General features: G+C 51.1%; 13 protein-coding genes. 7 read left to right on the top strand and 6 right to left on the bottom strand.

Going from position 1 to position 14,919, the window contains the following annotated elements:
• Positions 1–11: 11 nt before the first annotated feature.
• Positions 12–1,619 carry a PTS transporter subunit EIIC gene (locus FN037_RS12275; RefSeq protein ID WP_142502349.1) on the bottom strand — a complete coding sequence of 536 codons (1,608 nt, stop codon included), beginning with the start codon at positions 1,617–1,619 and terminating at the stop codon, positions 12–14.
• A gap of 124 nt (positions 1,620–1,743) precedes the next feature.
• A complete protein-coding gene (locus FN037_RS12280; RefSeq protein ID WP_138361442.1) occupies positions 1,744–2,478 on the bottom strand; it encodes a GntR family transcriptional regulator in 735 nt (244 codons plus the stop codon).
• A 575-nt stretch (positions 2,479–3,053) separates the two neighbouring features.
• Here FN037_RS12280 and ypdK point away from each other — a divergent pair.
• Positions 3,054–3,125 carry a membrane protein YpdK gene (ypdK, locus tag FN037_RS12285; protein ID WP_077777854.1) on the top strand — a complete coding sequence of 24 codons (72 nt, stop codon included), beginning with the start codon at positions 3,054–3,056 and terminating at the stop codon, positions 3,123–3,125.
• A 44-nt stretch (positions 3,126–3,169) separates the two neighbouring features.
• Here ypdK and alaC read toward each other — a convergent pair whose 3' ends face one another.
• Complete coding sequence (gene alaC, locus FN037_RS12290) at positions 3,170–4,405, bottom strand: alanine transaminase (protein WP_138361443.1); 1,236 nt, start codon at positions 4,403–4,405, stop codon at positions 3,170–3,172.
• Positions 4,406–4,802: 397 nt separating this feature from the next.
• Between alaC and FN037_RS12295 the strand changes: the two genes are divergently transcribed.
• On the top strand, positions 4,803–6,476 hold the full coding sequence (locus FN037_RS12295; protein ID WP_171034887.1) for a sensor histidine kinase: 1,674 nt from the start codon (positions 4,803–4,805) through the stop codon (positions 6,474–6,476).
• A gap of 17 nt (positions 6,477–6,493) precedes the next feature.
• A complete protein-coding gene (locus tag FN037_RS12300; protein WP_138361445.1) occupies positions 6,494–7,237 on the top strand; it encodes a LytTR family DNA-binding domain-containing protein in 744 nt (247 codons plus the stop codon).
• A 27-nt stretch (positions 7,238–7,264) separates the two neighbouring features.
• On the opposite strand, the gene glk is transcribed toward FN037_RS12300, so the two are convergent.
• On the bottom strand, positions 7,265–8,230 hold the full coding sequence (gene glk / locus FN037_RS12305; protein WP_138361446.1) for a glucokinase: 966 nt from the start codon (positions 8,228–8,230) through the stop codon (positions 7,265–7,267).
• A 250-nt stretch (positions 8,231–8,480) separates the two neighbouring features.
• Here glk and FN037_RS12310 point away from each other — a divergent pair, with 250 nt between their 5' ends.
• Together FN037_RS12310 and FN037_RS12315 are read left to right on the top strand one after the other, a co-directional pair.
• Positions 8,481–9,716: an ion channel protein gene (locus FN037_RS12310; protein WP_142502350.1), complete on the top strand. Its 1,236-nt coding sequence runs from the start codon at positions 8,481–8,483 to the stop codon at positions 9,714–9,716.
• Positions 9,717–9,945: 229 nt separating this feature from the next.
• Positions 9,946–10,281, top strand: coding sequence for a DUF2502 domain-containing protein (locus tag FN037_RS12315; protein ID WP_142502351.1), 336 nt, complete (start codon positions 9,946–9,948; stop codon positions 10,279–10,281).
• A 146-nt stretch (positions 10,282–10,427) separates the two neighbouring features.
• On the opposite strand, the gene tnpA is transcribed toward FN037_RS12315, so the two are convergent.
• On the bottom strand, positions 10,428–10,844 hold the full coding sequence (gene tnpA / locus FN037_RS12320) for an IS200/IS605 family transposase (protein WP_138361450.1): 417 nt from the start codon (positions 10,842–10,844) through the stop codon (positions 10,428–10,430).
• A 22-nt stretch (positions 10,845–10,866) separates the two neighbouring features.
• Here tnpA and FN037_RS12325 point away from each other — a divergent pair, with 22 nt between their 5' ends.
• On the top strand, positions 10,867–12,075 hold the full coding sequence (locus FN037_RS12325; protein ID WP_142502352.1) for an RNA-guided endonuclease TnpB family protein: 1,209 nt from the start codon (positions 10,867–10,869) through the stop codon (positions 12,073–12,075).
• A gap of 45 nt (positions 12,076–12,120) precedes the next feature.
• Here FN037_RS12325 and FN037_RS12330 read toward each other — a convergent pair whose 3' ends face one another.
• The gene (locus FN037_RS12330; RefSeq protein WP_138361452.1) at positions 12,121–13,356 is read right to left on the bottom strand and encodes an Nramp family divalent metal transporter; all 1,236 of its coding nucleotides are present in this window, start codon (positions 13,354–13,356) and stop codon (positions 12,121–12,123) included.
• Positions 13,357–13,705: 349 nt separating this feature from the next.
• Between FN037_RS12330 and FN037_RS12335 the strand changes: the two genes are divergently transcribed.
• Positions 13,706–14,908, top strand: a complete 1,203-nt coding sequence (locus FN037_RS12335) for a NupC/NupG family nucleoside CNT transporter (protein ID WP_138361453.1) — start codon at positions 13,706–13,708, stop codon at positions 14,906–14,908.
• The last annotated feature ends 11 nt before the right edge of the window (positions 14,909–14,919 follow it).

Raw genomic sequence — 14,919 nt, forward strand, 5'->3', positions numbered from 1 at the left:
CATTCGTTCTCTTATTGCGTCTGTTGAACAAGTAAATTTTGCTTCACCGCACTGGCGATCCCTTCCACCTGCGGACCGTAAATAACCTGAATATCAGTGTCGGTTGCACGAATAAAACCATTGGCGCCGCTTTGTTTTAAAATGTCTTCGTCAATTTTCTGCATATCTTTAATTTTTACGCGCAAACGCGTGAAGCAGCAGTCGACATTCTGGATATTTTCTCGCCCTCCCAGACCGGCGATAATTTTTGCCGTAACCAGATTATCCTGCGTAGACTCCACGCGATAATGGTTGACCGCCTCATCCTCTTCGCGCCCCGGCGTTCTGGCATTGGTGCGCACAATGATCCATTTGAAGACGAAGTAATAGACCGGAGCCCAAATACATCCCAGTAACAAATCAAACCACCAGAGTGTTTTCGCGCCGCCCAACACGCCAAAAACCATAAAATCAATAAAACCGCCCTGTATATTGCCAATCATCACCTGAAAAAGCTGAGCGCAGGCAAAAGAGAGCCCCGTCATCACGGCATGAAATAAGAACAGCAGCGGCGAGACAAAAATAAAGCTGAATTCCAGGGGTTCGGTGATCCCGGTAGTGAAAGAGGCCAGCGCCCCCGCCATCATTAACGCTTTAACCCGTTGTTTGTGCTCTGGTCGCGCACAGCGATAAATCGCCAGTGCCGCCCCAGGGAGACCAAACATCATCACCGGAATTTTCCCTTGCGCCAGAAAGCGAGTCGCCTCACGCACAATATCATCGGATAGCGCACCAGGATGGGCCAGTGCATAATTGAAGATAGAGAGTGCGCCAATCACGCTTTCATTATTGACATGCACCACGCCACCTATCGGAGTGAAACGAACCGTCTCGTTGAGGATATGGTGCAAACCTGTTGGGATCAGAATACGCTCGGTAAAGGCATAAACAAATGTGCCAAAAGGGCCAGATTCACCAATAAACTGTCCCAGATGGATAATTGCGTTAGCAATGATCGGCCAGACCAACGACATTAACACACCAATAACTGGCAGCACGATAATAGTAATAATAGGAACAAAACGGCGGCCACCAAAATAGGCGATGGCCGCCGGGAGTTTAATCGTATAAAAGCGATTGTGCAGAATAACGGTGACCAGGCCGGCAATAACGCCCCCCAGCACACTCATCTGATAAGAAAAAATACCTAACGTATTGGCGAATTCAGCAGAATACATTACCGCCTGCGTCTGGCTATATCCCTTTTCCATGAAGGCAGCGACAGACGTTGTTTGTGGGGTAAGACCTTGCGCCAACAGGCTGTAATTCACACCGATGTGAAAAGTAATAAATCCAATGACGGCAGCAAATGCGGCCGTCGGTTTTTCATCCCGCGCCAGGCCAATAGCGGCAGCAATCGCAAAAAGTAACGGCAGATTACCAAATAATGCCCCGGCAACTTTACGGATGAAACCGATAATCTGCTGCATCACGTCAGCATGAATAATACCTTCCCCCACGATGCTCGGATTTTGTAATGCCGCTGCCAGGCCGAGAAATATCCCAGCGGCAGCAATCACGGAAATCGGCATCATTAATGCCTTTCCCAGATCCTGTAGAAACTCACCCGGTCGACTCATTGTTATTTTCCTTTAGGGCACTGACTGAACATGAGACTGAGTATAGCGAGATATAATGTATAGTTGTCTAGCCCACTAAAGTCAAAACGCGGCAAGGATCACAAAGTTAAACCTTTTTATCCGATTACGGACGTACGGCGGTCAGGGTAAAACGGTAGTGTTGCTGGTTATAGTAAATTTCAGAGATCTCGAACGGAATGTCGTCATGAAGGAACGCCAGCGAGGTGGAATGGAGAACCGGTTCATCGCGTTTAATCCCCAGCATGTCGCGCACCTGCTGAGAAGGGAGTTCCGCATGGATCTCTTTTTCCGAGCGCGCAACGGTAAACCCCTTCCGGCTGATATAGGCATATTTAGAGCTATTCAGATCTTCTGCGCTTAAATCGTCGAAGGGTTCGGTAATCATCCACGATTGCTCGAAGACAAATGGAATCTCTCCCAGCAGGCGCAGACGTTGCATAAACCACACGTCGCTGTCAGGAGCAAGACGCAGTTTATCCGCAATATCCCGCGAGGCGGGCTGGCGATCGAGGTAAATCAGGCGGTTTACTACCGGTTCATCCAGACCCAACGTTGCTTCGCTGGAAGAGAGATGCCTGTCGAGTGGCAGAGAAATGCGCACATTTTTACCCGTCTGCACGACAAAGGTTCCCTGACCCCGACGACGCTCCACTTTGCCCTGACGTACCAGGTAATCCACTGCTTTTCGCGCGGTCATTCGGGATATCGCAAACTGCTGGCAAAGTTCACTTTCTGAGGGAATTGCGTCGCCGGGTTTCAGCGAACCGGAAGTAATCTGGCCGATAAGATATTGTTCAAGCTGCAAATAGACGGGTACGGTTGAATATTTATCGATCATTGGCGCAATTCCTTGTTTCACCCGGGTATGGTAGCGACAGCGGAGCAAAGTGACAATGTTTGTGCTTAGTTACGGCGAAATTCCCCGGCAAACGACATTGCCGGTCATCACTCACGCGGAGTGATGTCGGTAAACATCAGGTACATCCGCCGAATACAGGCGTGCTGTCCGCAAGAGCGGCCATATCCAAATTTACCAACTCGCTTCAGGCCCCTTCCCTGTCGCAGGGTCCGTTTTTCACTGCTCTCTTTTTGGCAGAAAAAAGTCCAAAATCAAATGACTATATATGACATGGAATTCGTGTCGAACAGCGTCGCCAGAATTGAATTTAATACCAAATGAAATTAATGTGTCGCCGAATCACGACACTTATAAGTAACTAAAAATTAATAAAAAAATGGCCCTTGTCTCCCTCATTTTTTAGGCGTACATTAGCGCCATCTGGACCAGTCAGAACACAAAATTTGCAACGACCGCCGACAGTAAAATGTTGCATTGCTGTTAGCGTTGGTTGGGTAAGTAATGAAAATTAAATTCATTTAAGGCGTCTCGTTGAGCGCGCGGAGTGATGAGTCGTGAAATACTTTTTAATGGGCATTTCTTTTATGGTCATCGTTTGGGCCGGTACGTTCGCCCTGATGATCTAAGCATAACGGTGTAAAAAAACGGGAGCCAGCAGGCTCCCGTTTTTCTATTCATGGCTTTCAGTCGTCAATTTCGACGCGGGAAGAAGCCCATCGGCGCGGAACATTGATTTAATGCCGCGTACGGCCTGGCGGATACGATCGCGGTTTTCAATTAAAGCAAAGCGCACATGGGTATCGCCATAATCGCCAAAGCCAATACCCGGTGAAACGCAGACTTTGGCGTCCTGCAGCAGCTTTTTCGCAAACTCCAGTGACCCCATCGCCGCATATGGCTCCGGGATCTTAGCCCAGACGTACATCGAAGCCTTCGGACACTCCACCATCCAGCCCGCTTCATGTAGTCCTTTAACCAGTACATCGCGGCGGCGTTTATACTGCTCCGCAATATCGCGAACGCACTGCTGATCGCCTTCCAGCGCAGCAATTGCCGCCACCTGCAGAGGCGTGAAAGTGCCGTAATCGTGATAGCTTTTTATACGCGCCAGCGCGTTAACCAGGGTTTTGTTGCCGACCATAAAGCCAATGCGCCAGCCTGCCATATTGTAGCTTTTCGAAAGCGTAAAGAATTCGACGGCAACATCGCGCGCGCCAGGGACCTGCATAATCGACGGCGCTTTCCAGCCATCGTAAACAATGTCGGCATAGGCCAGATCGTGCACCACCAGCACGTCATAACGCTTCGCCAGGGCGACAACCTTCTCGAAAAACGCCAGCTCAACGCACTGGGACGTGGGGTTGGACGGAAAACCGAGGATCATCATTTTCGGTTTCGGGTAACTTTCACGAATGGCCCGCTCAAGCTCGTTGAAGAAATCCACGCCCTCAACCAGCGGTACCGAACGCACCTGGGCTCCGGCAATGACCGCACCGTAAATATGAATCGGATAGCTCGGATTGGGCACCAGGACGGTATCGCCATGATCCAGGGTAGCCAGCATCAGATGCGCCAGCCCCTCTTTCGAACCAATAGTCACAATCGCTTCCGATTCCGGATCGATATCAACGTTATAACGCTCCTGATACCAGCGTGAAATCGCACGGCGCAGGCGCGGGATACCACGGGAAGTGGAGTAACCGTGGGTGTCGGGCCGCTGGGCAACAGTACAAAGTTTCTCAACGATATGCGGCGGCGTCGCGCCATCAGGGTTACCCATGCTGAAATCGATAATGTCTTCGCCACGGCGACGCGCAGCCATTTTCAGTTCAGCAGTGATATTAAAAACATACGGGGGGAGACGATCGATACGCGTGAAACGGCGTTCAGGACTGAATTCAGCCATAGATTCCTCGGATTAACGTTAGCGCCCGGACCGTCCGAGCGACGCTGCCGCGCTTGCGGCATGTTTAGAAAATAACCCGAAAAAATTCATGCTGTCGAGAGGAGAGATAAAAAATAATTGCCGGTGGCAAAACAGGAATTAAATCGGCTAAATACGGCAGAACGTATCTCAGGATACCTGTGTGCAATAAAAAAAATTAACACATTGATATCTTTTACTTTACTTAAACGCCCTGTCATCAGCAAACGCTGTTGAATCTCAGTTTGTTGCCGCTAATCCCCTTTTATTTATAGGGTATTTCCCTATTCATACCTGCGGCTGGCCTTCTGCCGCGAGGTTTTCTATCATAGCCCTTTCTTGCGATTAACGCGGCGTACCCATGCACGAAATATTTAACATGCTGCTGGCGGTTTATGACCGCGCAGCACTCATGCTGATTTGCCTCTTTTTTCTTATTCGACTGCGCCTTTTTCGTGAATTGCTGCATAAATCCGCGCATACGCCGAAAGAGCTGTTGGCAGTAACCGCTATCTTCTCCCTGTTCGCGCTGTTCAGCACATGGTCTGGCGTACCGGTGGAAGGATCGCTGGTCAATGTGCGAGTGATTGCCGTGATGTCCAGCGGGATCCTTTTCGGCCCCTGGGTCGGGGCAATTGTGGGTATGATTGCCGGCGTGCATCGCTATCTCATTGATATCGATGGCGTCACCGCCGTACCCTGCTTTATTACCAGTATTGTCGCGGGCCTGCTCTCCGGGTTTATCAGTCGTAAAGTCCCTAAAGCGCAACACTGGAAAGCCGGGATCCTCGCCGGGATGCTGTGCGAGACGTTGACCATGATCCTGGTGGTGCTGTGGGCGCCTTCGCTCTCGCTGGGGATCGACATTGTGTCGAAAATTGGTATCCCGATGATCCTCGGCAGCGTTTGTATCGGCTTTATCATTCTGCTGGTACAGAGCGTTGAGGGTGAAAAAGAGGCCAGCGCGGCGCGTCAGGCAAAACTGGCGCTTGATATCGCCAACAAAACGCTGCCGCTGTTTCGCCACGTGAATAGCGAATCCTTGCGTCAGGTATGCGACATCATCCGCCGTGATATCAATGCCGATGCCGTGGCAATGACCAATACCCAGCATGTTATGGCCTATGTTGGCGTAGGGGAAATTAACTACCGCGATAACGATGACTTTATTAGCCCGACGACGCAACAGGCGATTCGCTATGGAAAAATCATTATTAAAAACAATGATGAAGCCCACAGAACGCCGGAAATACACTCCATGCTGGTCATCCCGCTGTGGGAGAAGGGCGTCGTCACCGGTACGCTAAAAATCTATTACTGCCACGCGCACCGCATTACCTCTTCGCTGCAGGAAATGGCGGTTGGCCTGTCGCAAATTATCTCTACTCAACTGGAAGTTTCCCGTGCCGAACAACTTCGTGAAATGGCTAACAAAGCTGAATTGCGCGCGCTGCAAAGCAAAATCAATCCCCACTTTTTATTTAACGCCCTGAACGCGATTTCGTCGTCGATTCGTCTGAATCCCGACACCGCGCGTCAGTTGATTTTTAATTTGTCGCGCTATTTACGCTATAACATTGAGTTAAAAGATGATGAGCAGATAGATATCAAGAGAGAGCTGTATCAGATCAAGGACTACATCGCCATCGAGCAGGCTCGTTTCGGCGATAAGCTGACGGTGATTTATGATATTGATGATGACGTCAACTGTATGATCCCCAGCCTGCTTATCCAGCCACTGGTGGAGAATGCGATTGTCCATGGGATCCAACCCTGCAAAGGTAAAGGCGTGGTCACCATCGGTATTAATGAGTGCGGAAATCGGGTGCGAATTAGCGTTCGTGATACAGGAAATGGTATTGATCCGGCAGTAGTGGCAAGAGTGGGGGCCGATGAAATGCCAGGTAACAAAATTGGTTTACTGAATGTTCATCACCGGGTCAAACTACTGTACGGCGAAGGCCTGCATATCCGACGTCTGACGCCAGGTACCGAGATTGCTTTCTATGTGCCAAACCAACATGCGCCTTTGGCGGCGACGGAATCCCGGTAGTCATGAGCGGAGATAAAATGAAAGTCATTATTGTTGAAGATGAGATTCTCGCGCAACAAGAGTTGACCTGGTTGATTAACACCCATAGTCAAATGGAAATTGTCGGCACCTTTGATGATGGGCTGGATGTGCTAAAGTTTTTACAGCACAACAAGGTCGATGCTATTTTTCTCGACATCAATATCCCCTCCCTGGATGGCGTTCTGCTGGCGCAAAATATCAGCCAGTTCGCGCATAAACCCTTTATCGTCTTTATCACCGCATGGAAAGAGCATGCGGTGGAGGCCTTTGAACTGGAGGCATTCGATTACATCCTTAAGCCTTACGAAGAGTCGCGCATCATCAATATGCTGAAAAAGCTGACTAACGCCTGGCAGCAGCAACAGCAGACCAGCGTCGGTAGCGGGATGGTCGCCAACCCGACGCGGGAAAACGACACCATCAATTTAATTAAAGATGAACGAATTATCGTCACCAGCATCCACGATATTTACTACGCGGAAGCGCATGAAAAGATGACCTTCGTCTATACCCGGCGGGAATCGTTCGTCATGCCGATGAATATTACAGAGTTTTGCAGCAAACTCCCGCCCGCGCACTTCTTCCGCTGCCATCGCTCGTATTGCGTCAACCTGGATAAAATTCGTGAAATTGAACCCTGGTTTAATAACACCTATATTCTGCGGCTTCGGGATCTCGAGTTTCAGGTTCCGGTCAGCCGCAGCAAAGTGAAAGAGTTTCGCCAGCTCATGCATTTGTAGCGAAATAACCCCGCATCAAAGCCGGCGTCAGAGCACCAGGCCCAACGTCTGACGCAAGTGGGCGCCGGAGCCCAGCAGCCCGGGGTTATCGTGCACAATCAAATACACCGGGATATCCTGCACGAAATCTTTAAAACGGCCCTTATCCTCAAACCCGCCACGGAAACCGGATGCTTTAAAGAAGTCGAGGAAGCGCGGCACGATACCGCCAGCGATATACACGCCGCCAAACGTGCCAAGATTCAGCGCCAGATTACCGCCGAAGCGGCCCATAATGACGCAAAACAATGACAGTGCGCGACGACAATCAATACAGCTATCAGCCAGTGCGCGCTCGGTCACATCCTTAGGCTGCAGATTTTCCGGCAGACGCCCATCGGATTTAACAATCGCATGATAGAGATTCACCAGCCCCGGGCCGGATAGCACACGTTCAGCAGAAACGTGCCCCAGCTCTTTACGCAACTGCTGCAGAATAATGTCCTCTTCTTCGCTATTCGGCGCGAAATCAACATGGCCGCCCTCACCCGGCAGGCTCACCCAGCGCTTATCCACATGCACCAGATGGGCTACGCCCAGCCCGGTGCCCGCACCATAGACAGCAATAGGTTTACCTTCCACCGGCGCCGTACCGCCAAACTGAATCAGATGTTCCGCTTTCAGCATCGGAATCGCCATCGACACCGCGGTGAAATCGTTAATGATTTCCAGATGCGAGAACCCCAGGCGCTTTTTCATCTCCGCGATGGAAAAGGCCCAGCTGTGGTTAGTCATCGCCACCCAATCCCCGGTGATCGGGCAGGCGATAGCGATGCAGCCGTCCTCCACCTTGACATCATGCTCTGCCAGATAGACCCGAATAACGGCTTCAAGATCTGGATAATCGAGCCCGGAATAAGTCCTGGCGCCGGAGATCTCCCCGCTCGCGATATCACACAATGCCAGACGGGCATTGGTTCCGCCAACATCGCCTACTAAAGCAAATTTTGTCATTCCGTTACGGCTCCGCTAAAGTCAAAATAATTATTTTGGCACACTGTAAATTTATGACGTCTTAACAACAATGACCAACGCATAAGTGCCCCTGGTTTAGCGACATGAGTCACAGTTGAACTGTAATTTGTGAAATATTGTGCAGGGTGCTCTCTGCACAATCACCAGGCTCTGTCTTTACTTTATCGTTTCAGCCTTATTGGTGTCGATGCCCTCGCAGTGTCAAAGCCAACTCAAAAGGATACGTTTCATGTTGCATCCACGTGCCCGAACGATGCTATTGCTATCGATACCTGCAATCATTATTGGTATCGCTTGCGGTCTGGTATTGATTGCGGTGATGAAAATGGCGTCGGTATTACAGAATATTCTGTGGTTCAGCCTGCCCGGAAGCTTAGGTATCCCTGCCAGTAGCCCATTCTGGACGATAGCCCTCCTCACCGCTACCGGCATCGCCGTCGGCCTGTTGGTCCGTTTTAGCCCCGGTCACGCGGGGCCAGACCCGGCAACAGAGTCATTAATTGGCGCCCCCGTCAGCACCAGCGCGCTGCCGGGCGTACTCGCTGCGCTGGTATTAGGCCTTGCCGGTGGCGTTAGCCTCGGACCCGAACATCCGATTATGGTGCTCAATATCGCGCTGGTGGTCGCGACGGGTAGCCGCTTATTCCCGCGCGTCAGCACGCTGGACTGGACGATCCTCGCGGCATCCGGCACGATCGGCGCGCTGTTTGGCGTCCCGGTGGCCGCAGCGCTCATCTTTGCGCAAACGCTGAATAGCGACAACGATGTGCCATTATGGGACAGGTTATTTGCCCCGCTGCTCGCCGCATCAGCGGGTTCTTTAACCACAATGTTATTTTTTCACCCCCGCTTTTCACTGCCCATTCCCGCTTACTCTCGGCTGCACCTCGTAGACATTTTTAGCGGCGCCGTCGTTACGCTTATTGCGATTGCCGTCGGTATGGTCGGCGTCTGGTGCTTGCCGCGTTTACACGCGCTAATGCAAACCCTGAAAAATCCGATACTGGCCCAGGGTATCGGCGGCTTTTTATTGGGGGTACTTGGCGTCATTGGCGGACCTGTCACACTGTTTACAGGCCTGGATGAAATGCACCAGTTGGTTTTTAACCAGACATTAACCGCCAACGATTTACTGCTTATTGCTCTGGTCAAGCTGGCGGCGCTGGTGGTGGCTGCCGCCAGCGGCTTTCGGGGCGGTCGAATATTCCCGGCGGTGTTCGTCGGCGTCGCACTCGGCCTGATGCTGCATACGCATGTGAATGCGGTCCCGGCCGCAATCACCGTCTCCTGCGCGATTCTCGGGCTGATGCTGGTGGTGACGCGTGATGGCTGGTTGAGCTTGTTTATGGCCGCCGTCGTGGTGCCGGATGCCACCCTACTCCCGTTGCTGTGTATCGTTATGCTTCCGGCCTGGCTGCTACTGGCCGGAAAACCGCTGATGCTCGCCAGACGGCGCAATAACTAAACACGATGATTTCGCTGTTTACGATAGCAGATTTCAGCGCGATACCAGGGCTGCGGATCTCCAGAACGAAACGGGCAAAAAGCAGGCGAACGTTGTCGCCATCTATACGTTAACTTAACAAAACGTGCTCCCACTAACGATTTAAGAGTCCCCCGATGCGACGGAGCTTTACCGCCCCGTAATATCCGGGCAAAGGCCAATAATGGCCCCGATCGTGAAGGAGAAGAGTATGTTCAGGTCACTGATTCTGGCTACGGTGCTACTGGCTTCAGCCCCATGGGTTGTAAATGCCGGGGAAATCACCCTGTTGCCATCAATAAAATTGCAAATCGGCGATCGCGACAATTATGGCCATTACTGGGACGGCCACGGCTGGCGTGACCGAGATTACTGGCGCAGACACTATGAATGGCGCAATAACCGCTGGTATCGCCACGACAATGGCTGGCATCGTGGCTGGGATAAACGCGCGGCTTACGAGCGTGGATATCGTGAAGGCTGGAACGATCGCCATAACCGACGCGGCGGCTGGGAAGATGGGCCAGGGGATCGCTGGCATCCTTAATCGCAAAGGCATCCTCTGCCATCTTTCTTACGTCTGAGGTATGTCAGCACTCAGAGGGGAGCCAGATGGTTCCCCACTCTATATTTTATCTGTAGCGCCGTAAAACCCCATCCTTCAGGGCGGGGATATAAGGCGTGGTTTTTAAACTAGCCAGGTGTTTCCTGTTGCTCAATGTACTGGCGAATAATGGATATTGGTGCACCACCACAACTCCCTGCGAAATAACTTGGTGTCCAAAGAACCCCTTTGTAGTAATAACGCTGCGCAATGTCAGGACGATCCCGTCGAAGCAATCGACTCGAAACTCCTTTGAGGCTGTTAACCAGATTTGATACTGCGATCTTTGGCGGGTAGTTGATCAGTAAATGCACGTGATCGCATTCTCCGTCCATCTCAACCAACTCAACATCAAAATCAGCACAGACGCTGGCAAAGTAGCTACGCAGTTTTTCAATCGCATCCTGATCAAATATTTTTCGCCTGTATTTTGTGACAAAGACCAAATGAACATGCATCAGGAATACACAATGTCTGCCACGGCGAATATCGGTTTCATTTTTCATAGACCAAAGTATAATAGGTGAAATGAAACGCCTACAAGCTTTTAAATTCCAGTTAAGACCAAATGGTCAGCAGGAGCGTGATATGTTGCGCTTCGCTGGGGCTTGTCGTTTTGTTTTCAATCGGGCGTTAGCACTTCAGAATGAGAATCACGAAGCAGGGAACAAATACATTCCCTATACAAAGATGGCTTCATGGCTCATTGAGTGGAAATCTGACACAGAGACACAATGGCTGAAAAAAGCCCCATCACAGCCGTTACAGCAATCACTGAAAGACCTTGAGCGAGCCTACAAAAATTTCTTTCAGAAACGGGCTGCTTTCCCCCGCTTCAAAAAACGGGGTCAAAATGACGCATTCCGCTACCCGCAGGGCGTGAAGCTCGATCAGCCCAACAATCGAATATCGTTGCCAAAGTTAGGGTGGATACGCTATCGCAACAGCCGTGAAGTCATTGGTGAAGTGAAAAACGTCACGGTCAGCCAGTCATGCGGCAAATGGTACGTCAGTATCCAGACAGAATACGAAGTGGCTGATCCGGTTCACAACGCAGAGTCAATGGTCGGACTGGATGCCGGAGTCACAAAACTCGCCACACTTTCAGATGGCACGGTATATCAGCCCGTCAACAGCTTTAAAGCAAGCCAGCGTAAGCTGGCAATGCTCCAGCGACAATTAAGCCGCAAAGAAAAGTTCAGCGCAAACTGGCAGAAACAGAAGCGAAAAATCCAGCGTCTTCATTCGCACATTGCCAATATCCGGCGGAACTACCTTCACAAAGTCACCACTGAAATCAGCAAAAATCACGCAATGATCGTCATTGAGGACTTGAAGGTCAGTAACATGTCGAAATCGGCAAAAGGTACGTCAGAACAGCACGGGCGAAACGTCAAAGCCAAATCAGGTTTGAACCGTTCGATACTGGATCAGGGCTGGTACGAAATGCGCCGTCAACTTGAATACAAGCAGCTTTGGCGCGGCGGTCAGGTGTTGGCAGTCCCTCCGGCATATACCAGTCAGCGGTGTGCCTGCTGTGGTCATACAGCGAAAGAAAATCGCCAGTTACAAAGTAAATTTGAGTGCCTTGAATGCGGATATATCGAAAATGCCGATATCAATGGGGCACGTAACATCTTAGCGGCTGGACATGCCGTGCTTGCCTGTGGAGGGAGGGTGCAGTCAGACCGCCCGTTGAAGCAGGAACCCACCGAGGCGAGTCAGGCTACGGTCTGAACGCTGTAGGAATCCTCGCCCTTTAGGGCGGGGAGGATGTCAAGACTAACCAGATATCGTGCCGACAATCAGCCAACCGTTGAGCACCACCACGATCGCGACGATCGTCCATCCCAGCAGTTTCAGCCAACGGGCATTAACTAAGTCGCCCATCAGTTGCGAATTGCTGGTGAAGATAAGCAGCGGCACCAGCGCCAGAGCGATACCGAAACTCAGTAATACCTGGCTCATAACCAGAATGCGTGTCGGATCCAGTCCCATCAGGATGACAATAAATGACGGCAGCATCGTCACCGTCCGGCGAAACCAGAGTGGTATATGGAAGCGGATAAAACCTTGCATGACCACCTGCCCCGCCAGCGTCCCCACCACAGTGGACGACAAACCGGCGGCCATCAGACTAAGGCCAAAGATGGTCGCCGCCGCCTGACTCAACAAAGGTTCCAGAGTCAGGTAAGCCTGATCGAGGTCGGCAATACCGCTGTGGCCGCTGAAATGAAAGGCCGCGGCAGCGGTCGCCATCATCGCCAGGTTAACAAAACCAGCGATAGTCATGGCAACCGCCACATCCCAGCGCGTGGCGTTGTAGCGTTCTTTACGCGTCCCGCCGCGCAAATCCTGAGTTAGCGAAGAATGCAGGTAGATAACATGCGGCATGATCGTCGCCCCCAACACCCCGGCGGCAAGAAAAACCGCTTCCTGGGTCGGCAGCGACGGAATAAGCATCCCCTTCGCCAGCGGCGCCATCGCCGGTTGAGAGAAGATGAGTTCGACCACATATGCCGCGGCGACAAACAGCAGCAGTCCACCGATCGCTTTTTCCAGCGGTTTTTGACCACGACGCTGTAACATCAGAATCAGGAAGGTCGCAATCCCTGTCAATACGGCACCCTGAAGTAATGACACGCCGAACACCATCTTAAATCCAATGGCCGCACCGACAAACTCAGCAAGGTCGGTGGCCATGGCGATGATTTCCGCCTGCACCCAGTAAAACCACACCACCGGACGCGGATAGTGATCACGAATTTGCTCCGCCAGATTTTTACCGGTGGCAATACCCAGCTTTGCCGACATGACCTGAATCAGCATCGCCATCAGATTCGCCCAGACCACAACCCACAGAAGTTGATAACCAAAGCTGGCCCCGGCCTGGATATTGGTGGCGAAATTACCCGGATCGATATAGCCAATGGCAGCAATGAACGCAGGCCCCATCAGGGCGAGCTTAATCTTGCGCGCTGCGCGACCACTGCTATTCTCAACGCGACTGCTTGTCATTTTCTGCCTCTGAAAATATAGCCTTTGCTATGTTTCATGCTATCAAAGTGCGAATGATTATCAAGTTCATTTGTAAAGGTGATAATGATTACTGTGATAGGGGGGAGCAATAGCGGGCCAATAACGGAAAACTGAGGTTGATAAACGTTGCTTTATCTCACCGTCATCAGAATAGTACATCGGTGCAACTTTTAAAACCTTTACGCAACATAACAAAAATCAATGATCGATCACTATTCTTTCCCTTCTTCACATATCCTTGCAATAATGTGCTCTGCATCTCGTTTTCTTTTAAACTGTTACATAAAATGTGCACAGAAATTTAACCTGCCTCATGTTTGGAGCAAATATGGACCGCGTCCTGCATTTTATTCTCGCGATCGTAGTGGTTGCCATTCTGGCCCTGTTGGTCAGCCACAACCGTAATCAGATTCGTGTACGTTACGTCATTCAACTGCTGGTCATTGAAGTGTTACTGGCCTGGTTCTTCCTGAACTCTGATATTGGTCTGGGTTTTGTACAAGGCTTCGCCGGGATGTTTGAAAAACTCCTCGGTTTTGCCAACGAAGGGACAAACTTCGTCTTCGGCAGCATGAACGATAAAGGCCTGGCTTTCTTCTTCCTGAAAGTGTTGTGCCCCATCGTTTTCATCTCCGCGCTGATCGGTATTTTGCAACATATTCGTGTCCTGCCGATTATCATTCGCGCAATTGGCACCGTACTGTCCAAAATCAACGGCATGGGTAAACTGGAATCCTTCAATGCGGTCAGCTCGCTGATTCTGGGCCAGTCGGAAAACTTCATCGCCTATAAAGATATTCTTGGGAAAATGTCCCGCAACCGCATGTACACAATGGCAGCGACAGCGATGTCGACCGTCTCTATGTCTATCGTGGGCGCGTACATGACCATGCTGCAGCCGAAATACGTTGTGGCGGCGCTGGTGCTCAACATGTTCAGTACTTTCATCGTTCTGTCGCTCATTAACCCGTATCGCGTGGACGAAAGTGAAGAAAACCTGCAGATGTCCAATCTCCATGAAGGACAAAGTTTCTTCGAAATGCTGGGCGAGTACATCCTGGCGGGTTTTAAAGTGGCGATTATCGTCGCTGCAATGTTGATCGGTTTCATCGCGCTGATTGCTGCGCTGAACGCCCTGTTCGCCACCGTTACCGGCTGGTTCGGCTACAGTATCTCCTTCCAGGGGATCCTTGGCTACATCTTCTATCCGATCGCATGGGTAATGGGCGTACCTGCGGGCGAAGCGCTGCAGGTAGGGAGTATTATGGCAACCAAACTGGTTTCTAACGAATTCGTCGCGATGATGGATCTGCAGAAAATTGCCGCTACGCTCTCTCCACGTGCGGAAGGCATCCTTTCTATCTTCCTGGTCTCCTTCGCCAACTTCTCCTCTATCGGCATTATCGCGGGGGCAATTAAAGGATTGAACGAGGAACAAGGTAACGTGGTTTCCCGTTTCGGCCTGAAACTGGTCTATGGTTCGACGCTGGTGAGCGTGCTCTCGGCGTCTATCGCCGCCCTGGTGCTGTAATTAGCAACCTG

This window comes from Klebsiella sp. 2680 (genome assembly GCF_900198535.1).
Lineage (GTDB): Bacteria > Pseudomonadota > Gammaproteobacteria > Enterobacterales > Enterobacteriaceae > Klebsiella > Klebsiella indica.